Below are 25,928 nucleotides of genomic sequence, written 5' to 3' on the forward strand. Positions count from 1 at the left end.
GTGGACACGCTAGCCAGCCCGGCCCTGCACCGCCAATCCTGGGGCGTCGGGCTCCTGGCGCTGCTGCTGTTTGTCGCCGGCAACTGGGACCAGGCAATTATCGGTTTTGACTCGCGCTTTGTGCTGTTCGCCCAGGAGATGTTGCGCCACGGCCCGGGGTTTTTCCCCTCCACCTATGGCCAGCCGTATGCCGATTACCTGTCGACCTCAACCCTGCTGACCTGGCTGTTGTCGCTGCCCCTGGGGCGGGTCACCAGCTTCAGTGCCTGGCTGCCGACCGCCGTTGCCTCGGCGGTCATCGTCGCCCTGGTCTACCGCCTGACCGCGCCCTACTCCCAGCGCTGGGCGCTGCTGAGCATCGCGTTGTTGTTGCTCAGCAGCACATTTATCAGCGAAACCCGCGCGGTCTCCCTGGATCAGATGCTCGCGGCGGTGACCCTGGCGCTGTTTTACCTGGGCTACGCCCACGATCACTTCGCCAGCCCTCGGCGCCTGCCCTGGCTGTTGCTCCTGTTATTGCTCGGCTTTGCGATTCGCGGGCCCATCGGCCTCGTGATCCCCACCGGGGTGTTGTGCAGCTATTACCTGCTCAATCGTCAGTGGCGCCGGTTGTTCAGCTTCGGCGTGCTGGCCTTGGCGCTGCTGCTGGCGTGTGTCGGCTTGCTGCTGTTGCTGGCCAAGGTCAGTGGTGGCGAAAGCTTTATGCAGGACGTGATCCGCATGCAGTTCCTCGGGCGCCTGGACGGCCGCGAAGGCTCCGGCAGCGTCTGGTATTACTTCAGCAGCTCCCTGGGCAACTACGCCCCGGCCTACCCGTTGGCCCTGCTGGCGCTACTGGCGGTGCTGTTCAGTGCCCGGCGCACCGCTGATAGCGCATGGCAGTTGTTGCTGGGGTGCACGGCTGCGGGTTTGATCGTGCTGCTTGGCCTGTCGATCCCCGAGGCGAAAAAAGCCCGCTATGTGTTACCGATGATGCCGATGGTGGCGATTATCGCCGCGTACCCGTTCCACAGGGTGGACGGGCGGCTGTTCAAGGGGCTGCGGGGCTTGATGCTGGGGCTGTGGGCGCTGACCCCGGGGCTGTTGATCGGCGCGCTGCTGGTGGCGCGCCAGCGCTTTGCTGCGCAGCTGGAGCATTTCCAGGGCGTGTTGGGCCTGTTGATCGGCTTGCAGCTCCTGAGTGTCGGGATGCTCCTCAAGTGGCGCTGGCGCCCGGTGGGGCCGGCGTTTTGCGCGGTGCTGGCGGTTTGGGGCCTGTACATCCTGGTGGTCGAACCGGTGGAGCGCCGTCTCTACGACACCCGCACCTTTGCCCGCGAGGCCCATGCGCTGATCCAGCAGCACCCGGCGCCGCTGGTATTGCATGGCTTGGGTAAAGACGCCAAGGCCATCAAGTTCATGGTCAATGTGGAATGTGACCGGGTGCCGCTGTTTACCCAGGCACCTGCAGACCTGGCCTCGTTGCCGACGCCGGCGTGGCTGGTGATGGACCAGGCTGATTTCCAGCGCCTCGATGAGCCACGCTGGCGCGGATTGACGCCGGTACTGACGGGGCCATTCGATAAAAACACCTATGTGCTGCTGCGTCTGGAGCGGGCTGGGCCATAGCAGGCATTTAAAGCCCTGTGGGGTGGTCATAAGCGCCACACGCACTATCAAGAAAGCTCCTACGTTTGTATCCGTAAATGCCGGTACCAGCTCCCCTATCAGCCCCATAACCCCGGCGCTAAACTGGTTTTACATCTGTGCTGCATAGTTACCGCCAAACGTTCAAAAGACGCCTCAGAGGATCGCCGCCATGGCTAAAGAGCAATTGCCTATTGAGCAGGTACATGTCGGCTATATCCCCATGCCCACCCTTGATCGGCTGATGGAGTTGCGCGACGCCCTGGTCGCGCTCAAGGGGCCGCTGGCCAATGACCCACGGCTGCGGGAAAGTGTGCAGAAGTCGTTGATCAATGCCGAGAACCACGAGCGGGTGCTGGGCAAGGTCAGCCTGGGGTAGGAGCGATGTTGATGCAAAAATACTGCACTTAACCTGCATTAATATGCATTGGCGAGGGGTTTGATTGATCGGCACACTTCGCCGGTTCCTCCCCCAAATGTTGGAACTTTCGCAGGGCTTTGCGGGAAACCGCAAAGCCCTTCTTTTTGCCTGATCCCGCATTATTTCCTGCTCGCCTTTGAAGATTGGACTGCCCCGCAATGCTCGCTCGTTGGTTACCCGCTGCTATCAATACCCGTCCCGCCGAATGGAGCCGCGCCGCCATCGGCATGGCCCTGGGCACCCTGTTTAGCGTATGGCTCTGCGCCCAGGTGTATGGCCTGGAAGTGGCCATGCACCTGCTGGGTCCGCTGGGGGCCTCTGCCGTGCTGTTGTTTGCGGTGTCATCGGGGGCCCTCGCCCAGCCATGGTCGATTATTGGCAGCTATCTATGCGCCAGTGTGGTGGCCTTGCTGGTAGCCCGGGTCTTGGGCCGGACCCTGGGCAGTGCCTGCCTTGCGGCGGGCATGGCGTTGATGCTGATGTGCTGGCTGCGTTGCCTGCACCCGCCCTCGGGTGGCCTGGCCATGACCCTGGTCCTTGCCGACCCGGCCAGCATCGCCCTGGGTTGGCAGGAGGTCGGGCCGGTCATGCTGGGGGCTGGCACCCTGCTGCTCTCGGCCCTGGCCTATAACAACCTGACCCGCACCCGTTACCCCAAGGGCCCCGCCGAGGTGCCGGTGATGGTGCAACCGCACGCTCGGGAGGTGGACGCCAAAATCACCGCCGTGGACCTGGAGCAGGCGTTGGCGCAAATGGAGCAGTTTTTCGACGTCACCCCCAGCGAACTGGAAGAGCTGATCCACATCGCCGAAGACCATGCGCGCCGCCGCAGCATTGGCCAAGTGCTGGCCAGCCGGGTGTAGGCGCGCCCACCCTGGTTTTTTATCGAATACCCCCCTGCATAAATGCAAAGATGACCTGCAGGATTCCGGCTTGTACTGGGCAAATTTGCACTGGTACGATCCGGAGATGGTTCGCCCGCGAACATTTTGATAAAGAACAATAAAAGCAGGGAGTTACAGATGACTGCTCAGGCTCAGTCCCAGGCGACATGCAGCACCCAGTCCTCCCAGGACAGCGTCCTGGCCGAAGTACGCAACCATATCGGCCACCTGACCCTCAACCGCCCCGCCGGCCTCAATGCCATCACCCTGGACATGGTCCGCAGCCTTTCGGCGCATTTGCGCGCCTGGGCCGAGGATGCCCAGGTGCATGCCGTGGTGTTGCGCGGCGCCGGCGAGAAAGCCTTCTGCGCCGGTGGCGATATCCGCTCGCTGTACGACAGCTTCAAGGGTGGCGACACCCTGCATGAAGACTTCTTCGTCGAAGAATACGCCCTCGACCTGGCCATTCATCATTACCGCAAGCCGGTCCTCGCCCTGATGGACGGCTTTGTCCTGGGCGGCGGCATGGGCCTGGTCCAGGGGGCCGACCTGCGGGTTGTCACCGAACGCAGCCGCCTGGCCATGCCGGAAGTGGCCATCGGTTACTTCCCGGATGTGGGCGGCAGCTACTTCCTGCCGCGCATTCCTGGCGAGCTGGGGATTTACCTGGGGGTGACCGGGGTGCAGATCCGCGCCGCCGACGCCCTGTACTGCGGGCTCGCCGACTGGTACCTCGACAGCGCCAGGCTGGCGGAACTGGATCAGAAACTCGACCGCCTGCAATGGCACGATTCGCCACTCAAGGACCTGCAAGGCTTGCTGGCCAAGCTTGCGGTGCAACAATTGCCGGATGCGCCACTGGCCGCCCTGCGCCCGGCCATCGACCACTTCTTTGCCCAGCCGGATGTGCCGAGCATTGTCGAACAACTGCAACAAGTGACCGTCGCCGATAGCCATGAATGGGCGCTGAGCACCTCGCAGTTGATGCAGACCCGCTCCCCCTTGGCCATGGCCGTCACCCTGCAGATGCTGCGACGCGGTCGCCACCTGGCACTGGAAGATTGCTTCGCCTTGGAACTGCACCTGGACCGCCAGTGGTTCGCCCGGGGCGACCTGATCGAAGGCGTGCGCGCGTTGTTGATCGATAAGGACAAAGCCCCGCGCTGGAACCCGCCAACGCTCTCGGCATTGGACCAGCACCACGTCGACAGCTTCTTCCAAGACTTCGCGAAGAACGGAAACTAACTCATGCAAGATATTGAATTTACAGAAGAACAAGTCATGATTCGCGACATGGCGCGCGACTTTGCCCGTGGCGAAATCGCGCCCCATGCCCAGGCCTGGGAAAAGGCCGGCTGGATCGACGACGGCCTGGTCGCCAAGATGGGAGAACTGGGCCTGCTGGGCATGGTAGTGCCGGAAGAATGGGGGGGCACCTATGTGGATTACGTGGCCTACGCCCTGGCCGTCGAGGAGATTTCTGCGGGTGACGGCGCGGTAGGCGCGCTGATGAGTATCCATAATTCAGTGGGTTGCGGGCCGATCCTCAACTACGGCACACAGGCACAGAAAGAAACCTGGCTGGCCGAACTGGCCAGCGGCCAGGCCATCGGCTGCTTTTGCCTGACCGAGCCCCAGGCCGGCTCCGAAGCCCACAACCTGCGCACCCGCGCCGAATTGCGTGATGGCCAGTGGGTGATCAACGGCGCCAAGCAGTTTGTCAGCAATGGCAAACGGGCCAAATTAGCGATTGTGTTTGCAGTGACCGACCCGGAGTTGGGCAAAAAGGGCATTTCGGCGTTCCTGGTGCCCACCGACACCCCAGGTTTCACCGTGGACCGTACCGAACACAAGATGGGCATCCGCGCCTCGGACACCTGCGCCGTGACCCTCAGCCAGTGCAGCGTGCCCGAAGCCAACCTGCTGGGCGAACGCGGCAAGGGCCTGGCCATTGCCCTGTCCAACCTGGAGGGTGGGCGCATCGGTATCGCCGCCCAGGCCCTGGGCATTGCCCGCGCGGCCTTTGAAGCGGCGTTGGCCTACGCCCGTGACCGGGTGCAGTTCGACAAGGCCATTATTGAGCACCAGAGCGTGGCCAACCTGCTGGCCGACATGCAGACCCGCCTCAATGCCGCACGCTTGCTGATCCTGCATGCCGCACGGTTGCGCAGTGCGGGCAAGCCGTGCCTGTCCGAAGCCTCCCAGGCCAAGCTGTTTGCTTCGGAAATGGCCGAGAAAGTCTGCTCTTCGGCGATGCAGATCCATGGCGGCTATGGCTACCTGGAAGACTACCCGGTGGAACGCTACTACCGGGATGCGCGGATTACGCAGATTTATGAGGGTACCAGTGAGATCCAGCGCATGGTGATTGCCCGGGAGTTGAAAAACTATCAGCTATAGCGCTTGCCGGCGTTACGTCGAAAAAAGCCTGGAGACTCCCGTGCGTTGTACGGGAGTGCGACTATTCTGACAGTTCCTAGCCGCACAGGAGGTGTGACATGAATGCAGTTGAGCACCCGCTCCGCGTCGAGCGAATCAGCCAGGAACGCTATATCCAAGCCCCCATCGAAACTGTCTATGACTACGTGACCCAGCCCGACCGCTGGCACGAATGGCACCCCACCTCGTTGAGCGCAGACACCGGTACCAGCGGCTCACTGCCCGTTGGCCAGCGCTTCACCGAAATGATCGACCTGCTGGGGGTACGAGTGCCCATGAGCTACCGGGTGCAGATCGCCGTGCCGCCCCGGGAGTTCAAGACCGTGTTCACCTCCCTCGCCGTGGATGGCAGCATTCACTACTTTCTCCAGGCGCGTGGCAGCGGCACCCTGTTTACCCGGGTGCTCAGCTATGAGACCGAGCTGCAGCTCGATACCTTGCAAGCGCGCATGGTGGCGCTGTCGAACCAGGCCATGGACCAACTCAAGCAACGCCTGGAATCGTACTGAGCTGACAAACTTGTCATCTTTCTCTCAGTTTGCTGACAGCAGCGGACGCTAAGCTCCGAGACTGTCGCGTGCGCGTATAATTTCGAAACATAACCACCTCACCTGCTTCGCAAAAGCGCGGACAATGCGCGCTCTTTGCGCACTCCGTAACCGATGGGACCTGTCTATGAAAACCACCCTGCGCCTGACTTTACTGTCCGCCCTGTTCATGACCAGCCTGGCCCAGGCCGCCGAACTGATCCCGATTGACGTGCATCGCGATGCCAACTGCGGCTGCTGCAAAAAATGGATCAGCCACCTCGAAGCCAACGGGTTCAAGGTCAACGATCATGTGGAAGCCGACATGAGTTCGGTCAAGCAGCGCCTGGGCGTGGCTCCGCGCCTGGCGTCCTGCCATACCGCGGTGATCGACGGCAAGTTCGTCGAAGGCCATGTGCCGGCTGATCAAGTGTTGGCCCTGCGCAAGCGCGACGATCTGTTGGGCATCGCCGCACCAGGCATGCCCATGGGCTCGCCAGGGATGGAAACCCAGGGCATGAGCGATGCCTATCAAGTCATTGGCCTGACCCGCGCCGGCAAAGATGTGGTGGTAGCCGAATACCCGGCCCACTGATCTATGTTTGCAGGCTATGCCGGGCTGTTTCTCAGCGCTTTCGGGGCGGCTACGCTGTTACCGCTGCAATCGGAAGCGGTGCTGGTGGCGCTGCTGCTCAATGGCAGCTACTCGCTGTGGCTACTGCTCGGCATCGCGACCCTGGGCAACGTATTGGGCTCGTTGGTCAATTGGTTGCTGGGCCGTTCGGTCGAGCTGTTCAAGGACCGTCGCTGGTTTCCTGTGAGCGCTGCACAGTTGGAAAAGTCCCGCGGCCATTATCGTCGTTGGGGCCATTGGTCACTGCTGCTCAGTTGGCTGCCGATCATCGGCGACCCACTGACCCTGGTGGCCGGCGTGATGCGGGAGCCGCTCTGGCGTTTTATATTGATCGTCAGCCTGGCCAAGGCGGCCCGTTACGCGGTGGTGGCAATGGCTGTGCATTGGGTGTAACGGTCAAGCCCCAGTTAACGCAAGGCAGGTGTGTATGTCCGTACAGATCGCAGTCATAGATGATTGGCAAGACGTCGCGCGGGACGTGGTGGATTGGTCCGTGCTGGAGGCGGTCGGCCAGGTGCATTTCCTGCACGACTATCCGGCCGATACCGCCACCCTGATCGCTCGCTTGCAGGGGTTTGAGGTGATTTGCGTGATGCGCGAGCGCACGCTTTTCGATCAGGCGCTGTTGCAAGGGTTGCCGGCGCTTAAACTGCTGGTCACCGGTGGTATGCGCAATGCGGCCATCGACCTGGCCGCGGCCAAGGCCCTGGGCATCCAGGTGTGCGGCACCGACAGCTACAAGCACGCGGCGCCGGAGTTGACCTGGGCGTTGATCATGGCGTCCACGCGCAATCTGCTGGCTGAAGCCAACGCCCTGCGCGCCGGCCAGTGGCAACAAGGGCTGGGCGGCGATCTGCATGGCAAGACCCTGGGCATCCTCGGCCTGGGCAGTATTGGCCAGCGCGTGGCGCAGTTTGGCCAGGTGTTTGGCATGCGTGTGATTGCCTGGAGCGAAAACCTTACCCCGGAACGCGCCGCCGCCGTGGGGGTAACCTGGGTCAGCAAGCGCCAATTGTTCGAGCAAGCCGATGTGCTGTCGATTCACCTGGTGCTCAGCGAGCGCAGCCGTGGACTGGTGGATGCCCAGGCCCTGGGCTGGATGAAGCCCAGTGCACGCCTGGTCAACACGGCACGCGGGCCGATCGTTGATGAAGCGGCGTTGGTCGATGCACTGCGCCATGGCCGATTGGCCGGCGCAGCGCTGGATGTGTTCGGGCAGGAGCCATTGCCAGTGGACCATGGGTTCCGCCATCTGCCCAATGTATTGGCCACACCCCATGTGGGCTACGTCAGCGAGCAGAACTACCGGCAGTTCTATGGGCAGATGATTGAAGACATCCAGGCATGGGCTGCGGGGGAGATACGGCGCGGCCTGAATTGAGATCAAACATTAGAAGTAACTTCTAATTCATTGATATATAACCATATTAACTCTTAATAAATCACTTTAAGTACGAACACGCACCACTATCGAGCAGCACTGCCTCGGCGCCCTGCCAAGAGGCACCCATCCCCTGTGGCGAGCGGGCTTGCCCGCGTTGGACTGCGCAGCAGTCCCCCTCTCGTGCCTCTACGCACCCAGCCATCGATACGATCCCCACCCACCACACCGCCGCAAAAAAGATATTGTCCTACAAATTTTTCCCACAGCCCTTGCAGGCTCTGGGCTGTGTCCTAGACTGATGACCGATGGGTCACGATCAGAACAAAAGCCCCCGCAATAAATCGAAACTTTCCAACTCTGCCGTAGGTCAGGTTTAAGGTAGGACGCACGCCACCGGCGCCAGCCGGACGTCCGCCCATCCAATCTATTTATCAGTTCGGTGCAATTGGCATAAGCCTTGCCAGTCTGTGCAGTGCTAGTGCGCGTGACCGCAGGACGCGGTTGATTTTCGCTGGGGCCTCAGGCGCTCAGTTGACCAACACATGGGAGAGAACAATGATAAGTGCCGCTTCGGGAACTCAGGGACAGCGTTTTAGTCAGCCGGTCGATGGACCAACCACCTTGGTTGACCTTCCCGGCCCAGTGCGGTCGGTGTCGTCGCAAAATCCCAATCGTAAGAAAGTACTGTTTGTGACCTCGGAGCTGGCTGATCTGGTGAAAACCGGCGGCCTGGGGGATGTGTCCGCTGCCCTGCCCCGAGCCATGGCCCACCTGCACGATGTACGGGTGCTGATTCCGGGCTACCGCCAGGTGTTGGACAGCGACAACCCGATCCATATCATTGGCGAACTGGGTGGGCATGCCGCGCTGCCACCGTGCAAGATCGGGCGCATGGACCTCAAGGACGGCCTGGTCATCTATGTGCTGATCTGCCCCGAACTGTACGAGCGTGAAGGCACGCCCTATGGCGCCAACAACGGCCGCGACTGGCCCGACAACCATATCCGCTTCGCCCGCCTGGGCCTGGCCGCCGCCGATATCGCCGCCAACCTCGCGCAAATCCACTGGTGCCCGGACCTGGTGCATGCCCACGACTGGCCAGCCGGCCTGGCGCCGGCCTACATGCACTGGCGGGGTTCGCGCACCCCCACGCTGTTTACCATCCATAACCTGGCCTATCAGGGCGTGGTCAGCTTGGCCTCGTGCCCGGAACTGGGGATTCCCGAACATGCCTTGCAACAGGAAGGCATGGAGTTCTACGGCAAGATGTCGTTCCTCAAGGCCGGCATGGCCTATTCCAGCCATATCACCACGGTCAGCGCCACCTACGCCCGGGAGATCACCACCCCCGAGTTCGGCTGCGGCCTGGATGGCTTCCTTGCCAGCAAGACCCAGCAAGGCCTGCTCAGTGGCATCCCCAACGGCATTGATGAAAGCTGGGAGTCGTCCACCGACCCACACCTGGACCACCCATTCAATATCGGCGACTGGCAAGGCAAGGCGGTCAACGCCAGCCACGTACGCAAGCTGTTCGGCCTGGACGCGTCCAGCGGCCCGCTGTTTGCCGTGGTGTCTCGCCTGGTCTACCAAAAAGGTCTGGACCTGACCGAAGCCGTCGCCGGCTTTATCGTCGAAAACGGCGGGCAAATTGCCATTATCGGCCGTGGCGAGCCGGAAGAAGAACAAGCCATGCGCGCCCTGGCCCTGCGTTTCCCCGGCCGCATCGGCGTGCGGATCGGCTTTAACGAAACCGACGCCCGCCGCATGTTTGCCGGCAGCGACTTTTTATTGATGCCCTCGCGCTACGAGCCCTGCGGCCTGAGCCAGATGTACGCCCAGCGCTTCGGTTCGCTGCCGGTGGCGCGCAATACTGGCGGTCTGGCTGACACCATCGAAGATGGCGTGACCGGCTTTTTGTTCGACGAATCTACCGTCGAAAGCTACGAAGCCGCCCTCGCCCGTGCCTTCAAGGTGTTTGCCTTCCCCGGCCTGCTCAACGCCATGCGCTGCCGGGCCATGTCCGCGCCATTCAACTGGTGCCAGGCGGTGGAGCCCTATGCCGAACTTTACGAACAACTGGTAGCGAAAGCGCTGGGAAAATCAGGAAAAGTATAAAGAGGTTAGGATAGATGCCGTCACGGACTCTGGAAACATGGCCCCACGGCGCGATCATGCAGGATGCGCAACACACCCGCTTCGCCCTGTGGGCGCCTGATGCGTTTTATGTCAGCGTCGAGCTGCAAGGGGGGCAGTCGGTGCCCATGCTGCCCCAGGCAGCCGGCTGGTTTGTGGCTGACGTGCGCTGTGGGGCCGGTACCCGCTACCACTTTAATATTGATGGCGAGCGCGATGTGCCGGACCCGGCATCGCGCCTCCAGCACGCGGATGTACATGGCGACAGCGTGGTGGTCGATCCCTTGGCCTACCCCTGGCGCCACAGCGCCTGGCAGGGCCGACCCTGGCATGAAGCGGTGATCTACGAGCTGCATGTGGGGGTCCTGGGAGGCTACAGCGCTGTAGAGCAACACCTGCCACGCTTGGCCGAGTTGGGCATCACCGCCATTGAGCTGATGCCGCTGGCGCAGTGTCCTGGCGAGCGTAACTGGGGCTACGACGGGGTGCTGCCCTACGCGCCGCAAGCGTCCCTGGGCACGCCGGAGCAGTTGAAACAGCTGATCGACAGGGCCCATGAGCATGGCCTGGCGGTGATTCTGGATGTGGTCTACAACCACTTCGGCCCCGACGGTAACTACCTGGGCCAGTACGCCAAAGGCTTTTTCCGCGAAGACACCCACACCCCCTGGGGCGCCGGGATCGACTTTCGCCGCCGCGAGGTGCGCGACTTCTTTATCGACAATGCGCTGATGTGGCTCCTCGAATACCGCTTCGACGGCCTGCGCCTGGATGCGGTGCATGCCATCGACGACCCGTCGTTCCTCAAGGAACTGGCCCAACGGGTGCGTGAGCAGGTGGACCCGGACCGCCATGTGTGGCTGGTGCTGGAAAACGAATTCAACCAGGCCAGCCTGTTGCAGCAGGGTTTCGATGCGCAATGGAACGACGACGGGCATAACGCCCTGCACGTGCTGTTGACCGGCGAGACCGACGCCTATTACGCCGACTTTGCCGACGAACCCACCGCCAAACTGGCGCGCTGCCTGGGCGAAGGCTTTATCTATCAGGGTGAGACCACGCGCCACGGTACCCGGCGTGGCGAATCCAGCGAGCACTTGCCGCCCAGTGCCTTTGTGCTGTTTTTGCAGAACCACGACCAGATCGGCAACCGCGCCCTTGGCGAGCGCTTGCATCAACTGTGTTCGCTCCAGGCGTTGCAGGCGGCGACCACCTTGTTGCTGATGTCGCCGATGATCCCGCTGCTGTTCATGGGTGATGAGATCGCCGCCGAGCAGCCCTTCCTGTTCTTTACCGACCATCACGGCGAACTGGCCGAGGCCGTGCGCGAAGGCCGACGCAATGAGTTTGCTGACTTCGCCGCCTTCAGCGACCCCGAGCGCCGCGCGCAGATTCCCGACCCCAACGCGCTGCAGACCTTCGAGCGCTGCCTCCCGCAGTTTAGCCAGGCGCCTGCGGCGCTGTATCGCCAACTGCTGGGCCTGCGCCGGCAACATATCGTGCCCCACCTGCCCGGCAGCATGGCCCTCGGCGCGCAGGTCCTGGGCCAGGGCGCGGTATCGGCCCGCTGGCGGATGGGCAATGGCAGCATCCTGCAGATAGACCTCAACCTGAGCCCGGCCACCCTGCACCATCCGGCCGGCATCACTGAGCTGTTCAGCACCAGCAGCGACCCTGGGTCACTCACGCCCTTCTGCGCCCGCGTCAGCCTGACGCCGGGCGACACCTCATCACCTGTTGGAGAGCACCCTTGAGCGAAGCGCAATTGGAAATACTCGCCAGCCGCGCGGGCCTGGCGGTGGATTGGATCGACGCCAATGGCCGTCCGCAACATGTCAGCGCCGACGCCTTGCGCGCCGTGCTCAACGGCCTTGGCCACCCCGCCGACACCGATGAAGCCATCGCTGCCAGCCTGCAAGACCTGGAACGTGTGCAACGAGACCGGCACCTGGCGCCACTGTTAACCGTGGATGTCGGCAGCAGCCTCGACCTGGCCGCATACTTTGCTCCCGGCACGCCGTGCCAGGTTTACCTGGAGGATGGCAGTACCCAAAGCCTTGAGCTGGACGCCGAGGCCAACCTGCCCGGCACCTTGCCCGTGGGCTACCAGCGGGTACAGATCGGCGGCCAGTCCTTCACCTTGGCTGTCGCGCCCCTGCGCTGTTTCAGCGTGGCCGAGGCGGTGGACAGCCAGCCTGCCCGTGCGTGGGGCCTGAGCGCCCAGTTGTATGCCTTGCGCCGTAGCGGCGACGGCGGTTTTGGCGACACCCAGGCCCTGGAACAACTGGCCCGCGCCGCCGCTGAACGGGGCGTCGATGCCCTGGCTATCAGCCCGCTGCACGCAATGTTCAGCGCCGATACCACGCGCTACAGCCCCTACTCGCCGTCCAGCCGACTGTTCCTCAATAGCTTGTACGCCTCGCCGGGGTGCATCCTCGGCGAGCGCGCAGTGCGCAGCGCCATCGAGTCCACCGGGTTGGCCGATCAGCTGCAGGAACTGGAACAACAAAGCCTGATCGACTGGCCTGCCGCCGCCAAGGTCAAGCAACGCCTGCTGCGCGCCCTGTATGAGGACTTCTGCCAGGGCGAGCACCCGCAGCAGGCGGACTTCCTGAGCTTTCGCCAGGCCGGCGGTGAGGCCCTGGAAAACCACTGCCGCTTCGAAGCCATCCAGGCCGAGCGCGCCGCCAACGGCGAAAGCCTCGACTGGCGCCAGTGGCCCGAGGAGTGGCGCGATCCAGGCAGCGCCGCGCTGGCACAATTTGCCGCCGAGCAAGGCGAAGCCATTGGCTTCTATGCTTTTAACCAATGGCTGATCGCCCGCTGCCTTGAACGTGCGCAACAAGCCGCCCGCGGCAGTGGCATGGGCATCGGCCTGATTGCCGACCTGGCCGTGGGTGCCGATGGCGCCGGCAGCCAGGCCTGGAGCCGTCAGGATGAACTGCTGGCCGACCTGACGGTGGGTGCGCCACCGGACATCCTCAACCGTGCCGGCCAGGGCTGGGGCATCTCCGCGTTCTCTCCCGAAGGCCTGAAACGCAACGGTTTTCGCGCGTTTATCGAAATGCTGCGGGCCAACTTCGCCCATGCTGGCGGCTTGCGTATCGACCATGTGATGGGCTTGCAACGGCTGTGGGTGATCCCCAGGGACGCTTCACCCAAACAAGGCGCTTATCTGTATTACCCGGTGGACGACCTGCTGCGCCTGCTGGCCCTGGAATCCAGCCGGCACCAAGCGATTGTGCTCGGCGAAGACCTGGGCACGGTGCCCGAGGGCCTGCGGGAAAAACTCAGCGCCCGGGCCATGCTGGGCATGCGCGTATTGCTGTTCGAACAGGACCACGGCGGGCGCTTCACGCCGATCCTCGACTGGCCGGATAACGCCCTGGCCACCACCAGTACCCATGACCTGCCGACGCTCAATGGCTGGTGGCACAGCCGCGATATCGACTGGAATGTGCAACTGGGACTGATCGACGCGCCGACGGTGGAGCAATGGAGTGAGCACCGCCAGCGCGAGCGTGAAGCACTGCGCCGGGCCCTGGTTCAAGACCCGCAGAACTTTCTCGATGAGCTGCGCAACGAAACCGACCACATGCTCGATGCCAGCGTGCGCTACCTCGGCCACACCCGTGCGCCGCTGGTGTTGCTGCCCCTGGAAGATGCCCTGGGCGTCGAAGAGCAAGCCAACCTGCCCGGCACTACCGACACCCATCCCAACTGGCGACGGCGCCTGCCGGGGGACGCCGCGCACCTGCTCGACGATGACAACGCTGCGCGCCGCCTGGAGTTACTGGCGGTCGCCCGTAATCAAGCCCTAGAGCGTGACCGATGAACAGCGTCTTGCTACGAGCCACCCAGCGTCTGCAATTTCACAAAGGCTTTACCCTCGATGATGCGGTGCCGCTGGTGCCGTATTTTGCCCGCCTGGGCATCAGCCACCTGTATGCATCGCCCCTGCTCAAGGCCCGCGCCGGTTCAATGCATGGCTACGACGTGGTCGACCCGACCACCGTCAACCCGGAACTGGGCGGCGAACCCGCCTTGCGTCGCCTGGTGGCGGCCCTGCGCGCCCATGAGATGGGGCTGATTCTGGATATCGTGTCCAACCACATGGCCGTCGGTGGCAGCGACAACCCCTGGTGGCTGGATCTGCTGGAATGGGGGCGCCTGAGCCCTTACTGCGAATTCTTCGATATCCAGTGGCACTCCCCCGACCCGCTGCTCAAGGGCCAACTGCTGATGCCCTTCCTCGGCAGCGATTACGGCGAGGCCTTGCAAAGCGGCAACCTGCCCCTGCGGTTTGACCCGGCCCAGGGTAGCTTCTTTGTCGAGCACTACGAGCACCGCTTCCCGATCTGCCCCAGGGACTACGGCGATATCCTGCGCCTGCATCCGCCCCTCAAAGAGCTGGCCGACCGCTTCAGCGCCCTGGCCTATCAGGCCGATGCCTGGCCCCTGGCCGCCAGCCTGAAACAGGAACTGGCCGTACAGGCGCGCGCCCCCCTCAACCTGACAGCCATCGAGCACATCCTGGCGCTGTTTGATGCGCGCCAGCCCGAGGGATTTTCCCGGTTGCACCAACTGCTGGAGCAGCAAGCCTACCGCCTCGCCAGTTGGCGCACGGCGGCGGATGACATCAACTGGCGGCGCTTTTTCGACGTCAACGAGTTGGGCGGCCTGCGGGTGGAGCGGGCCACGGTGTTCGAGGCCACCCACCGCAAGATTTTCCAGCTGATCAGCGAGGGCCTGGTGGATGGCCTGCGCATCGACCATATCGACGGCCTGGCCGATCCCCGTGGCTACTGCCGCAAGTTGCGGCGCCGGGTGGATGGATTGTCGCCGAGCCGGCACTTGCCGATCTTTGTCGAGAAAATCCTCGGCACCGGGGAAACCCTGCGCGAAGACTGGCGGGTAGATGGCACCACCGGCTATGAGTTCATGAACCAGGTGTCGCTGGTACAGCACGACCCCCAGGGGTTCGAGGCGTTGGCCCAGCTGTGGAGCGAGGCCAGCGAGCGGCCGTCGGCGTTTATCGAGGAAGCCTGGCTGGCCCGGCAACAAATCCTCAACGGCTCCCTGGCCGGGGATTTTGAGAGCGTGGCCCAGGCCCTGCTGCAAGTGGCCCGCGCAGATGTGATGAGCCGTGACCTGACCCTGGGCGCGATCCGCCGCGCCTTGCAGGAGCTGATCGTGCACTTCCCGGTGTACCGCACCTACATCAGCGCCTGTGGCCGCAGCGCCGCTGACGAGGCGCTGTTCCAGCAGGCGCTGGCCGGTGCCCGTGGGACTTTGAGCGAAGCCGACTGGCCAGTGCTCGACTACCTGCAACAGTGGCTCGGCGGCCAACTCTGGCGCGAACGCCCGGTGGGGCAGCCGCGCAAGATCCTCAAGCATGCCTGCGTGCGTTTCCAGCAACTGACCTCGCCGGCAGCCGCCAAGGCCGTGGAAGACACCGCTTTCTATCGCTCGGCAGTGCTGCTCTCGCGCAATGACGTGGGTTTCAGTACCGAACAGTTCAGCGCGCCCCTGGCCGAGTTCCATGCCGCCAACCAGCAGCGCCTGCAGACCTTCCCCGATAACCTGCTGGCCACCGCCACCCATGACCACAAACGCGGCGAAGACAGCCGAGCGCGCCTGGCGGTACTCAGCGAGTGCGCGCCCTGGTATGCCGAGCAGGTGCAACAGTGGCGCAGGCTGGCGGCGCCCTTGCGCGATGATCCGGCCATCCCCTCGGCCGGTGATGAGCTGATCCTGTATCAGGTGCTGCTGGGCAGTTGGCCCCTGGACCTGGGCATTGAGAACACCGACGACTATCAGCAGCGCCTCTGGCAGTGGCAGCAAAAAGCCCTGCGCGAAGCCAAGCTGCACAGCAGCTGGAGCGCCCCCAACGATATTTATGAGCAAGGTGTCGAAGCCTTCCTCAGGCGCTTGTTGCTCGAGCCCGCTGGGCTGACCTTGCGCACCGCGATCCACGCGGCGGCCGAGGCCATCGCCCCCGCCGGCGCGTTGAACGGGCTGGCGCAATCCTTGCTGCGCAACACCGTGCCAGGCGTGCCGGACCTGTACCAGGGCGACGAATTCTGGGACTTGAGCCTGGTGGATCCGGACAACCGGCGGCCGGTGGATTTCAATGCCCGGCAACAGGCATTGGCGGCAGCACCCGGCGCCTTGCTTGAGCGCTGGCGTGACGGGCACTTGAAGCAGGCGCTGATTGCCCAGGTGTTGAACCTGCGCAAGGCCTACCCGTTGTTGTTTGCCAGGGGACGCTATGTACCGCTGCAAGTGCTGGGCCGGCATGCCCAACGGATTGTCGCCTTCAGCCGCGAATATCAAGGCCAGTGGCTGTTGGTGGTGGTGCCACGCTGGACCCACGCTCTGCTTGAAAACAGCGCCCAGCCCCGGGTGGATGCGCAGGTTTGGGGCGATACCCGGATCACATTACCGTTCGACGCCACGCTGCAAAATTGGAAGGGACTTTTGCAAACAGGCGCAGTCACACCCAACAAGGAGCTACTGATCAGCGCTGCCCTGGGGGTACTCCCGGTAAATGTCTTTATCCATTCTGACGATCAAGAAAGCTGAAATTTTCTGTGAGGAGCATTGCGATGAGCACCGAAGACAAACGCGTTCGTGAATTCGCGTATCAGATATGGGAGTCCGAAGGTAAACCTGAGGGCCAGGAAGCCCGTCATTGGGAAATGGCCCGCAAGCTGGCCGAAGCCGAGGCCCTGACTCCGAGTAAACCCAAGACCGGCACCAAGGCCAAGGCAAAGCCGGCCGCGGAAAAACCGGCGGTCGCCAAAAAGCCACGGGCGGCGCGTAAGCCTGCCGGCTGATCCACCTTCCCACAGGAGCCGGCCACCGGCTCCTGCAGCACACTCAACGATTGATCTGACCTGATGTCAGCACGGCCCCGTTCGGCCTGAAAAACCCTGCAGGAGCAACACCATGAGCAAGACACCCGCTACCGAGCCATCGCGCATTCGTGAAGGCTTGCCCTTCCCCCTCGGCGCGACCTGGGATGGTCTGGGGGTCAATTTCGCGCTGTTCTCGGCCAACGCCACCAAGGTTGAGTTGTGCCTGTTCGACGATACCGGCGAAGTCGAGCTGGAACGTATCGAGCTGCCGGAATACACCGACGAGACCTTCCACGGCTACTTGCCCGATGCCCACCCCGGGCTGATCTATGGCTACCGGGTATACGGGGCCTACGATCCCGCCAACGGCCATCGCTTCAACCACCATAAATTGCTGATCGACCCCTATGCCAAGCAATTGGTGGGCGAGCTCAAATGGTCCGAAGCGTTGTTTGGCTACACCATCGGTCACCCGGATGCCGACCTGAGTTTCGATGAGCGCGACAGCGCACCCTTCGTGCCCAAATGCAAAGTCATCGACCCAGCCCATACCTGGGGCAACGACCAGCCGGTGCGCACCCCGTGGGACCGCACGATCATCTACGAAACCCATCTGCGCGGCATCAGCATGCGCCATCCTTCGGTCCCTGAAGCGGTGCGCGGCACCTGCGCCGGGTTGATGGTGGACGATGTGCTCAAGCACATCCGCCAACTGGGGGTGTCCTCGGTGGAGTTGCTGCCGGTGCATGCCTTCGTCAATGACCAGCATTTGCTGCAAAAAGGCATGACCAACTACTGGGGTTACAACAGCATCGCCTTCTTTGCCCCCGACCCGCGCTACCTGGCCAGCGGCAAGATCGCCGAGTTCAAGGAAATGGTCGCGCACCTGCACGAGGCCAAGCTGGAAGTGATCCTCGATGTGGTCTACAACCACACCGCCGAAGGCAACGAGCAAGGCCCGACCCTGTCGATGCGCGGCATCGACAACGCCTCCTACTACCGCCTGATGCCTGACGACAAGCGCTTCTATATCAATGACTCGGGCACCGGCAACACCCTGGACCTGAGTCACCCTTGCGTACTGCAAATGGTCACCGACTCCCTGCGTTACTGGGCCACCGAGATGCATGTGGATGGCTTCCGCTTTGACCTGGCGACCATCCTCGGGCGTTATCACGACGGTTTCGACGAGCGTCACAGCTTCCTTGTGGCCTGCCGCCAGGACCCGGTGCTGCGCCAGGTAAAAATGATCGCCGAGCCTTGGGATGTGGGCCCCGGCGGTTATCAGGTGGGCAACTTCCCGCCGGGCTGGGTGGAGTGGAATGACCGTTTCCGCGACACCGTGCGCGCGTTCTGGAAAGGCGATGACGGCCAGTTGGCGGACTTTGCCGGGCGCATGACCGCCTCCGGCGAAATGTTCAACCAGCGCGGGCGCCGCCCCTACAGCTCGGTGAACTTCATCACCGCCCACGACGGCTTCACCCTGCATGACCTGGTGTCCTACAACGACAAGCACAACGAAGCCAACGACGAGAACAACCAGGACGGCAGCAATAACAACCTGTCGTGGAACCACGGCGTCGAAGGACCGACCGAAGACCCGGAGATCAACGCGCTGCGCCTGCGCCAGATGCGCAACTTCTTCGCCACCCTGCTGCTGGCCCAGGGCACGCCGATGCTGGTGGCCGGGGATGAGTTCGCCCGCACCCAGCACGGCAATAACAACGCCTACTGCCAGGACAGCGAAATCGGCTGGGTCAACTGGGAGCTGGATGAGGATGGCAAGTCCCTGCTCAAGTTCGTCAAACGCCTGATCAAGTTGCGCTTGGCCTACCCCATCCTGCGTCGCGGGCGCTTCCTGGTGGGCGACTATAACGAGGACATCGGGGTCAAGGACGTGACCTGGCTGGCCCCCGATGGCAATGAAATGACCATCGAGCAATGGGAAGACAGCCAGGGCCGTTGCCTGGGCATGTTGATGGATGGGCGCGCCCAGGAAACCGGGATCCGCCGGCCGGGGGCCGATGCTACGCTGCTGTTGGTGGTCAATGCGCACCATGACCTGGTGAACTTCCGCTTGCCCCAGGTGCCGGATGGCGGTTTCTGGACCTGCATGGTCGATACCAACCAGCCGGCCGTGCGCGGCCAGGAACGTTTCGATTTTGACCATGAATATGCCGTGACCGGGCGCTCGCTGCTGCTGTTCGAGCTGCAACACGAGGAAGAGGTGTGAAATGGATTTACACGGGTTCCTGCAACGCAATCGTAAGGGTCTGGCCGATACCGAGGGCCTTGGTCAGACCCTGAGCGCCATGGTGGCGGCTGGCCTGGATCAATTGCCATTGCCGGGTGGCGGGCAGACCCTGCTGCGCTTCAGCCTGCTGGCCCAGGTGGCCGGGCACAACCTGAGCCTGTGCAAGCTGTTCGAAGGGCACACCGACGCGCTGGCAATCATGGCCGACCTCAACAGCGCGGCGCCGCCGGCGGGCAGCACCTGGGGCATGTGGGCCGCCGAACCGCCGACGGCACGGGTGCAGGTCAGGCGTGAGGGCTCGCAGTACCTGCTGCATGGCCGCAAGGCCTGGTGTTCCGGGGCCGGGGTGGTCAGCCACGGGTTATTGACCGCCTGGGATGCGCAGGAGCGCCAGCAGTTGGTCGCGGTGTCAATGGACCAGCCGGGGGTAACTGTGACCGCCGAAGGCTGGAACGCCGTGGGCATGGGCGCTTGCGCGAGTGTCGATGTGACGTTCGAGAACGCCGTGGCGCTGGCCGTAGGCGCCCCAGGGGATTACCTGCAACGCCCCGGCTTCTGGCACGGCGGGGTTGGTATTGCCGCCTGTTGGTACGGCGCGGCGCAGCGCTTGGCCGAGGCCCTGCGTGAACACTGCGACCAACGCGAAGAGCCCCATGCGCTGGCGCATCTGGGCGCGGTGGACATGGCCTTGTACGCGGCCGCTACGGTGCTGCGCACGGCTGCGCGGCAAATCGACGATCAGCCCCAGGCCAATGCCCAACTGCTGGCACGCCGCGCGCGGGCGGTGATTGAGGCGGCCGCCAACCAGGTCATCCATCACACAGGCCGGGCTTTGGGCGCCGGGCCTTACTGCAAGGATGAACACTTCGCCCGGCTGATGGCCGACTTGCCGGTGTACTTGCGCCAAAGCCATGCCGAGCGTGACCTGGCGGCCCTTGGCAAGCAGGTGGCGATCCAGTCCGGAGGGACGTGGCAATTATGAAAGCCAACCCCATTGTCGGCCAGGGCACCCCGCTGCGGGCCTGGCAAGGTTCAGCCCGGGTCGCCGGCCTGCCCGAGGTCAATGTGGCGCAATTGGTGCCTGATGGTTGCCGCGCCGTGATAATCGCGCCCCATCCGGATGATGAAGTGCTCGGCTGCGGCGGCCTGTTGCAAGGCTTGGCCGCGCTGGGCCGCGAACTGCTGCTGATCTCGGTGACGGATGGCTGTGCCAGCCACCCCGGCTCGCCCCGTTGGCCGCAGCAGCGTTTGCGCGAGGTGCGCCCGCAGGAGTCGGCCGAGGCCTTGCAGCGCCTGGGTTGGCATCAGCAACGCCTGACCTGGCTGCGCGGCGGTTTTAGCGACAGTCAGGTGCAGGCCCGGGAATCGGCGCTGACTGAATTTATCCAGCGGCACCTGCAACCGGACGATGTGGTGTTCACCACCTGGCGCGAAGACGGGCATTGCGACCACGAAGCGGTAGGCCGCGCCAGTGCCCAGGCGGCCTTGGCGGTCGGTGCGCGCTTGATTGAACTGCCGGTGTGGACGTGGCATTGGGCAACCCCCGAAGACCCACGGGTGCCGTGGCAGCGCGCACGCAAGATTGCCCTGGCGCCCGCCGTCGTCGCGCGCAAGCGTCATGCCCTGCACGCCTTCACCAGCCAGCTGGAAGGCGACCCCCAGATCGACTTGCCGCCCGTCTTGCCGCCCCACGTGCTGGAGCGGCTGTTACAACCTTTTGAAGTGGTGTTTGTATGAGTGTGGCCACGGCTTACTTCGACCAATTGTTTGTGGATAATGACGATCCCTGGGCCTTCCGCCAGCGCTGGTACGAGCAGCGCAAGCGCGCCTTGACCCTGGGACTGCTGACCAAGCCCCGCTATGCCTCGATTTTCGAACCCGGCTGCGCCAATGGCGAGTTGAGCGCCGAACTGGCGCCACGTTGCGCGCGTCTGCTGTGCTGCGACACCGCCGCTGCCGCAGTGAGCCTGGCGCAAGCGCGCCTGCAAGGGTTCGCCCATGCCCAGGTCGAGCAACGTCGCTTGCCTGCCCAATGGCCGGGCGGCAGGTTCGAACTGATCGTGCTGAGCGAGTGGTGCTATTACCTCGACCATGACGACCTGTGCCTGCTCGTCGAGCAGATCCTGGCCGCGCTGACCGACGATGGCCAGGTCCTGGCCTGTCACTGGCGCCCGGCTATCGACGGTTGCCCGCAAACTGCGGAACAGGTCCACCAGGTGTTGCACCAACGCCTGGGTATGTCCCGCCTGGCGCAGGTGGCTGACAGTGATTTCCTACTCGACCTGTGGTCTCGCGAAAGCGCCTCGGTCGCCCATCTCGAGGGCTTGCGATGATCGGCATTCTGATCCCGGTGCATAACGAAGAGGCGCTGCTGCCTGAATGTCTGAAGGCCGCGTTGATCGCCGCCAGCCATCCCGGGTTGCTCGGTGAAGAAGTGCAGATACTGGTGGTGCTCGACAGTTGTACCGACCGCAGTGCGGCCATTGCCGAGACGTTCGGCGTACACAGCCTGAGCGTCGAGGCGCGCAATGTCGGCCAGGTGCGGGGCATGGGCGCTCGGCACCTGCTTAACAATGGCGCCCGCTGGATCTCCTGTACCGATGCCGACAGTCGTGTTGCCACCGATTGGCTGGTGGCGCAACTGGCGCTGGGCGTGGATGCGGTGTGCGGCACCGTCACGGTGGACGCCTGGAGCGATGGTTTCGACCAGGCGGCGCAGATCCGCTATCACCAGTCCTACCAGGCCTGTGACGGGCATCGGCACATCCATGGGGCCAATCTGGGGGTCAGCGCTGGCGCCTATGTGCGGGCTGGCGGGTTCGAGCCCCTGCCCTGTCATGAAGATGTGCAACTGGTACGCCAGTTGGAGCGTTGCGGCGCAACCATTGCCTGGAGCCACGCGCCCCAGGTCATTACCAGTGCGCGCCTGGAGTGCCGTGCGCAAGGCGGATTTGGCGACTATTTGAAGGGGCTGATGCAGCCTTCCTGAAATAAATACGATTTTACCCGGCCGGAGCGCGACGAATCCCCGCCAATGAACAATACTCAGGTATGGCAATCCAGGATTCGGAACGCCAGCGTGCCGTACGGGCCTGGCGCCTGCGCGACAAAAAGGAGAGTCGACCCGTCAACGGGATACGACCTGCATCAAACGGACAAGGACGTGACATTGATCAAACCCGCCCCCCTGCACGACGGGCGCCGCGTGCCGGCGCAAATCTGGAACAGTGCGCCTCAGCTGGCGCAAATCCCGACCATCAGCCCTTCTCTGCTGGTGCCCCCAGGCTCACGCGTGGTGGTAGTTGCTCCGCATCCTGGGGACGAAGTGCTGGCCTGCGGCGGTTTGCTGCAGCTGTTCAGTGCCCTGGACTACCCTCTGAAGTTGATCTCGATCACCGACGGCAGTGCCAGCCATCCGGGCTCCAACCAATGGTCGGCGCAACGCCTGAGCGTGTTCCGGCCCCAGGAAAGTGTCGAGGCCCTGCGCCGCCTGGGCTTGCCCTTGCACAGCCTGAAATGGATCCGTGGTGGCTTTTGCGACAACGCCCTGGCCGCCCACGAACAGCCCTTGAGCCAGTTTATTGCGCGTTACCTGCAACCCGGCGATGTGGTGTTTACCACTTGGCGCAATGATGGCAATGACGACCACGATGCGGTTGGTCGTGCCACCGCCATCGCCTGTGCGCTGACGGGCGCGCGCCTGCTGGAGTTGCCGATCTGGGCCTGGCACTGGCCCGCCCGCGAAGCCGGGCGCATGCCCTGGCAGTGCGCGCGCAAGGTGCGCCTCGACACCTGGAGCGTGGCGCGCAAACGCCATGCCGCCCACGCCTACGCCAGTCAGTTGCTCGGCGACCCGCTGATCGGCCTGGCGCCCATGCTGCCACCGGTGTTGCTGGAGCGTATGCGTGAGCCCTATGAGATCGTGTTCCTGTGACACAGGTCTATACCTGTTAATTCTGACAGTGGCGGCCCTTCCCGGCGGTTGCTAACGTGGAACCAGCACTGCACAGGTTCAGGTGCAGTCGAGATAGCCATGCCAACCCCTTGCATTGGCGATGTTTTACGAAACAGGAAACCGGTTGTCCCTTATCGTTATCGTGCTTTTTTGCGTTGTCATGGTCCGGACCGTGCCTGCCCTTGGGGGCGGCGGGACGTCATCTTCCATCGAGCGAGGATAGATCATGAGCACACGGCGATATGTGCGGCGGTACCTGGGCGCCTGGCTAACCAGCGCGGCCCTGATGGGGACCTTCCCGCCAGCTACCTATGCGGCCTGTACCCCGGTGATCACTGCGGGTGACGACACCACCCTCTGCGACAGTGGCACAGCACCCGGTTTTACCGACCTCAATGGCAATAACACCCTCAGTCTTCCCAGCGGTGGTAATGGCGCGATCACCGGCACTGTCACGTTTGGCGACGGCCATGATCAGGTGGAAACCCAGTCAGGCAGCATGGGCGCCTTGAACATGGGCAATGGCGCGAATATTTTCCGCGCGGACCTCAATGCGGTGGTGGGTGCAGTGACCCAGGGCGATGGTGCCGACACGGTGCAGATCAGCGGCGGCACCGTGGGCGCGATCAATCAGGGCAACGGCATCGACAACTATGCGCAAAGCGGCGGGCGCGTGGCCAGCGTGGCCCAGGGCGATGGCCGCGATACGTTCTATATGAGCGGTGGCGAGATCGTCGGGGCATTCGAGGATGGCGACGTGGCCACCCAATCCGCCGGCACCATCGGCCGGGTGGATATGAAGCTCGACAACAACTTCTACACCCTGCTCGGCGGGCGGATCAACGGCAACCTGGTGACTGGCTTTGGCTTGGACACCATCGCTGTTTCCGGGGGGTATATCGGCGGCAACGTCAGTGTCAGCGGTGGCGACGACCTGTTCACCCTGACCGGCGGCGTGGTCAATGGGCAGGTGCTGATGAGCTTCGGCAACGATCAGTTCAACTGGATCGGGGCAGGCACGATCAATTCAGCGGTCAATATGGGCGCGGATAACGACAGGGCATTGCTGCAAAACCTGACACAGGCCCTGCTCTCTTCCACGCCCCTGGTCGATGGCGGCGTGGGCACCGACACCCTGGTCTTCGATAACACCCAGGCAGCCACCGCAGAACGCTACGTCAACTGGGAAACGGTCAACCTGGACAACGGCTCGCGCTTTACCTTGGCGCAGGATTTCAAACTGGGGGATAGCGGCAGCGGTACCGGCAGCTTGAATATCGACGGCAGCAGTGTGCTGCTGGTCAGCCAGGGGGCCATCAGCCCATTCACGGCCGGCCAGTTGGCAAGCCTCAACAACAGCGGCCTGATCGACATGACAACCGGCAGTACCGGCGCCACCGACAGCCTGACGGTAAATGGCACCTACACCGGCAACAACGGGCAGATGGCGCTGCAAAGTGTGTTGGCCGGCGATGGTGCCGCCAGTGACAAACTGGTGGTGAACCAGGGCTCTCTACTGGGCACCACGACCCTCAACGTCAGCAATCTGGGCGGGGCCGGCGCCGAGACCTTGAGCAACGGCATCCAGGTGGTCGAAGCGCGCAACGGTGCGACGGGCAGCGACCGGGCCTTCAGCCTGGCAGGCGGTTCGGTGTCCGCCGGGGCCTTTGAGTACTTCCTGTTCAAGGGCGGTGTCAGTGCCGGCTCCGAACAACAGTGGTACCTGCGCTCAGCCATTGTCGCGCCTCCCCTGCCCGAGCCGGAGCAGCCCCCGGTGCCGTTGCCGGTGCCTGGCGAAGGCACGCCGGTTGACTTGCCAACGCCGGTGCCCGGTGAACCGCCGATCCCGATCTACCGCCCCGAGGTACCGGTGTATTCGACGCTGTTTCCGGCGGCGCAGCAGACCGTCCGGGCCATGCTCGGGACCTACCACGAACGCATGGGCGATCAGAGTCGCCAGACCGCCACCGGCTCATTCCCGGCAGGCTGGGGCCGGGTTTACGGCAGCAGTAGCCGCCAGACCTACGCCGGCACGGTCAACCCACGGTTGGACGGTTCGGTCAGCGGCTTCCAGGTGGGCAGCGATGTCCATGCCTGGACCACTGGCAATGGCCAGACCCAGCGGCTGGGCTTCTTCGTCGGGCATAGCCGCCTGAGGGGTAATGTCGATGGGTTCAACCGCGGATGGCAGCACCTGGATGCTGGCAACACCACATTACGCGGCGACAGCCTGGGCCTGTATTGGACGTTGCTCGACCCGTATGGCTGGTACGTCGATGTGGTGCTGATGGGCACCCGCCTCAATGGCAGCAGCGAATCCGATCGGGGGCTCAAGCTCAAGACCAAAGGTCACGATGTGCTGGGCTCGGTAGAAGCCGGCATACCGCTGCAGGTCGGGCAACACTGGGTGTTGGAGCCGCAGGTGCAACTGATCGCCAATAAAACCAGGCTCGATAGCCAGAATGATGGGGTGTCCAAGGTCGGGTTTTCCGCGGACACCGCCATCACCACCCGGCTCGGGGCCCGATTGCGCGGCAGCTATACCCTGGCCGCGATGCCAGTCCAGCCCTATATCCGCACCAACCTCTGGCACGGTGCATCCGGGACCCATCGTGTGCGATTCAATGACGCCACGGACATTGATACCGAGCAGAAATCCACCACCCTGGACCTGAGTGCCGGCGCCACGCTGCAGGTTTCCAGCAGTGTCAGCGTGTATGGCGAGGTGGGTTATGCGCGCAACCTCGACAGCAATGCACTGGATGGGCGCAAGGGCACCCTGGGCCTCAGGATGGAGTTTTAGCGCAACGG

The 25,928-nt window shown here is 63.4% G+C and carries 21 protein-coding genes; all 21 read left to right on the forward strand.

The features are described from left to right. The 21 genes from PSH73_RS12805 (at position 1) to PSH73_RS12905 (ending at position 25,920) form a co-directional block, all read left to right on the forward strand. On the forward strand, positions 1 to 1,608 hold the full coding sequence (locus PSH73_RS12805; protein WP_128593070.1) for a glycosyltransferase family 39 protein: 1,608 nt from the start codon (positions 1 to 3) through the stop codon (positions 1,606 to 1,608). Between the two features lie 190 nt (positions 1,609 to 1,798). Next, the gene (locus tag PSH73_RS12810; RefSeq protein ID WP_225923788.1) at positions 1,799 to 2,005 is read left to right on the forward strand and encodes a type VI secretion system contractile sheath small subunit; all 207 of its coding nucleotides are present in this window, start codon (positions 1,799 to 1,801) and stop codon (positions 2,003 to 2,005) included. 200 nt (positions 2,006 to 2,205) lie between these two features. Beyond that, entirely contained in the window at positions 2,206 to 2,910 is a 705-nt protein-coding gene (locus PSH73_RS12815; RefSeq protein WP_120733143.1) for an HPP family protein, read from the forward strand. A gap of 159 nt (positions 2,911 to 3,069) precedes the next feature. Continuing rightward, positions 3,070 to 4,176: an enoyl-CoA hydratase/isomerase family protein gene (locus tag PSH73_RS12820; protein WP_169989701.1), complete on the forward strand. Its 1,107-nt coding sequence runs from the start codon at positions 3,070 to 3,072 to the stop codon at positions 4,174 to 4,176. Between the two features lie 3 nt (positions 4,177 to 4,179). After that, the gene (locus PSH73_RS12825; RefSeq protein WP_120733147.1) at positions 4,180 to 5,331 is read left to right on the forward strand and encodes an acyl-CoA dehydrogenase family protein; all 1,152 of its coding nucleotides are present in this window, start codon (positions 4,180 to 4,182) and stop codon (positions 5,329 to 5,331) included. A 98-nt stretch (positions 5,332 to 5,429) separates the two neighbouring features. Beyond that, positions 5,430 to 5,879 (forward strand): SRPBCC family protein, encoded by a 450-nt coding sequence (locus PSH73_RS12830; RefSeq protein WP_305462648.1) that lies wholly within the window; start codon positions 5,430 to 5,432, stop codon positions 5,877 to 5,879. A 166-nt stretch (positions 5,880 to 6,045) separates the two neighbouring features. Continuing rightward, positions 6,046 to 6,492, forward strand: a complete 447-nt coding sequence (locus PSH73_RS12835) for a DUF411 domain-containing protein (protein ID WP_057959482.1) — start codon at positions 6,046 to 6,048, stop codon at positions 6,490 to 6,492. Between the two features lie 3 nt (positions 6,493 to 6,495). After that, positions 6,496 to 6,924: a YqaA family protein gene (locus PSH73_RS12840; RefSeq protein WP_057436587.1), complete on the forward strand. Its 429-nt coding sequence runs from the start codon at positions 6,496 to 6,498 to the stop codon at positions 6,922 to 6,924. Positions 6,925 to 6,958: 34 nt separating this feature from the next. After that, a complete protein-coding gene (locus tag PSH73_RS12845) occupies positions 6,959 to 7,912 on the forward strand; it encodes a D-2-hydroxyacid dehydrogenase family protein (RefSeq protein WP_252117331.1) in 954 nt (317 codons plus the stop codon). Between the two features lie 558 nt (positions 7,913 to 8,470). Next, the gene (gene glgA, locus PSH73_RS12850) at positions 8,471 to 10,030 is read left to right on the forward strand and encodes a glycogen synthase GlgA (RefSeq protein WP_057436591.1); all 1,560 of its coding nucleotides are present in this window, start codon (positions 8,471 to 8,473) and stop codon (positions 10,028 to 10,030) included. 14 nt (positions 10,031 to 10,044) lie between these two features. Beyond that, positions 10,045 to 11,802, forward strand: coding sequence for a malto-oligosyltrehalose trehalohydrolase (gene treZ / locus PSH73_RS12855; protein ID WP_057959480.1), 1,758 nt, complete (start codon positions 10,045 to 10,047; stop codon positions 11,800 to 11,802). After that, the gene (gene malQ, locus PSH73_RS12860; protein ID WP_120733154.1) at positions 11,799 to 13,883 is read left to right on the forward strand and encodes a 4-alpha-glucanotransferase; all 2,085 of its coding nucleotides are present in this window, start codon (positions 11,799 to 11,801) and stop codon (positions 13,881 to 13,883) included. The genes treZ and malQ overlap by 4 nt, the downstream gene beginning before the upstream one ends. Next, positions 13,880 to 16,633 carry a malto-oligosyltrehalose synthase gene (locus PSH73_RS12865; RefSeq protein WP_057959478.1) on the forward strand — a complete coding sequence of 918 codons (2,754 nt, stop codon included), beginning with the start codon at positions 13,880 to 13,882 and terminating at the stop codon, positions 16,631 to 16,633. The genes malQ and PSH73_RS12865 overlap by 4 nt, the downstream gene beginning before the upstream one ends. 23 nt (positions 16,634 to 16,656) lie before the next feature. Next, complete coding sequence (locus PSH73_RS12870; RefSeq protein ID WP_057444084.1) at positions 16,657 to 16,887, forward strand: DUF2934 domain-containing protein; 231 nt, start codon at positions 16,657 to 16,659, stop codon at positions 16,885 to 16,887. Positions 16,888 to 16,999: 112 nt separating this feature from the next. After that, entirely contained in the window at positions 17,000 to 19,141 is a 2,142-nt protein-coding gene (glgX, locus tag PSH73_RS12875) for a glycogen debranching protein GlgX (protein ID WP_057436597.1), read from the forward strand. A gap of 1 nt (position 19,142) precedes the next feature. After that, entirely contained in the window at positions 19,143 to 20,144 is a 1,002-nt protein-coding gene (locus PSH73_RS12880) for an acyl-CoA dehydrogenase family protein (protein WP_057959477.1), read from the forward strand. Continuing rightward, positions 20,141 to 20,899: a PIG-L deacetylase family protein gene (locus PSH73_RS12885; RefSeq protein WP_057959476.1), complete on the forward strand. Its 759-nt coding sequence runs from the start codon at positions 20,141 to 20,143 to the stop codon at positions 20,897 to 20,899. The genes PSH73_RS12880 and PSH73_RS12885 overlap by 4 nt, the downstream gene beginning before the upstream one ends. Then, complete coding sequence (locus PSH73_RS12890; RefSeq protein WP_057959475.1) at positions 20,896 to 21,495, forward strand: SAM-dependent methyltransferase; 600 nt, start codon at positions 20,896 to 20,898, stop codon at positions 21,493 to 21,495. The genes PSH73_RS12885 and PSH73_RS12890 overlap by 4 nt, the downstream gene beginning before the upstream one ends. Next, the gene (locus tag PSH73_RS12895; RefSeq protein WP_057436603.1) at positions 21,492 to 22,151 is read left to right on the forward strand and encodes a glycosyltransferase family 2 protein; all 660 of its coding nucleotides are present in this window, start codon (positions 21,492 to 21,494) and stop codon (positions 22,149 to 22,151) included. Before PSH73_RS12890 ends, PSH73_RS12895 begins: the two co-directional genes overlap by 4 nt. A 183-nt stretch (positions 22,152 to 22,334) precedes the next feature. Further along, a complete protein-coding gene (locus tag PSH73_RS12900; RefSeq protein WP_057959509.1) occupies positions 22,335 to 23,096 on the forward strand; it encodes a PIG-L deacetylase family protein in 762 nt (253 codons plus the stop codon). 247 nt (positions 23,097 to 23,343) lie between these two features. Next, a complete protein-coding gene (locus PSH73_RS12905; protein WP_186625402.1) occupies positions 23,344 to 25,920 on the forward strand; it encodes an autotransporter outer membrane beta-barrel domain-containing protein in 2,577 nt (858 codons plus the stop codon). Positions 25,921 to 25,928: the final 8 nt, after the last annotated feature.

The sequence above is a fragment of the Pseudomonas sp. FP2294 genome (genome assembly GCF_030687625.1).
GTDB classification, from domain to species: domain Bacteria; phylum Pseudomonadota; class Gammaproteobacteria; order Pseudomonadales; family Pseudomonadaceae; genus Aquipseudomonas; species Aquipseudomonas shahriarae.

Excerpts from the sequence above, each read along its gene's own strand:
- PSH73_RS12810 (WP_225923788.1), top strand. The coding sequence starts at position 1,799 with ATGGCTAAAGAGCAATTGCCTATTGAGCAGGTACATGTCGGCTATATC.
- PSH73_RS12815 (WP_120733143.1), top strand. The coding sequence starts at position 2,206 with ATGCTCGCTCGTTGGTTACCCGCTGCTATCAATACCCGTCCCGCCGAA.
- PSH73_RS12820 (WP_169989701.1), top strand. The coding sequence starts at position 3,070 with ATGACTGCTCAGGCTCAGTCCCAGGCGACATGCAGCACCCAGTCCTCC.
- PSH73_RS12825 (WP_120733147.1), top strand. The coding sequence starts at position 4,180 with ATGCAAGATATTGAATTTACAGAAGAACAAGTCATGATTCGCGACATG.
- PSH73_RS12830 (WP_305462648.1), top strand. The coding sequence starts at position 5,430 with ATGAATGCAGTTGAGCACCCGCTCCGCGTCGAGCGAATCAGCCAGGAA.
- PSH73_RS12835 (WP_057959482.1), top strand. The coding sequence starts at position 6,046 with ATGAAAACCACCCTGCGCCTGACTTTACTGTCCGCCCTGTTCATGACC.
- PSH73_RS12840 (WP_057436587.1), top strand. The coding sequence starts at position 6,496 with ATGTTTGCAGGCTATGCCGGGCTGTTTCTCAGCGCTTTCGGGGCGGCT.
- PSH73_RS12845 (WP_252117331.1), top strand. The coding sequence starts at position 6,959 with ATGTCCGTACAGATCGCAGTCATAGATGATTGGCAAGACGTCGCGCGG.
- glgA (WP_057436591.1), top strand. The coding sequence starts at position 8,471 with ATGATAAGTGCCGCTTCGGGAACTCAGGGACAGCGTTTTAGTCAGCCG.
- treZ (WP_057959480.1), top strand. The coding sequence starts at position 10,045 with ATGCCGTCACGGACTCTGGAAACATGGCCCCACGGCGCGATCATGCAG.
- PSH73_RS12865 (WP_057959478.1), top strand. The coding sequence starts at position 13,880 with ATGAACAGCGTCTTGCTACGAGCCACCCAGCGTCTGCAATTTCACAAA.
- PSH73_RS12870 (WP_057444084.1), top strand. The coding sequence starts at position 16,657 with ATGAGCACCGAAGACAAACGCGTTCGTGAATTCGCGTATCAGATATGG.
- glgX (WP_057436597.1), top strand. The coding sequence starts at position 17,000 with ATGAGCAAGACACCCGCTACCGAGCCATCGCGCATTCGTGAAGGCTTG.
- PSH73_RS12880 (WP_057959477.1), top strand. The coding sequence starts at position 19,143 with ATGGATTTACACGGGTTCCTGCAACGCAATCGTAAGGGTCTGGCCGAT.
- PSH73_RS12885 (WP_057959476.1), top strand. The coding sequence starts at position 20,141 with ATGAAAGCCAACCCCATTGTCGGCCAGGGCACCCCGCTGCGGGCCTGG.
- PSH73_RS12890 (WP_057959475.1), top strand. The coding sequence starts at position 20,896 with ATGAGTGTGGCCACGGCTTACTTCGACCAATTGTTTGTGGATAATGAC.
- PSH73_RS12895 (WP_057436603.1), top strand. The coding sequence starts at position 21,492 with ATGATCGGCATTCTGATCCCGGTGCATAACGAAGAGGCGCTGCTGCCT.
- PSH73_RS12905 (WP_186625402.1), top strand. The coding sequence starts at position 23,344 with ATGAGCACACGGCGATATGTGCGGCGGTACCTGGGCGCCTGGCTAACC.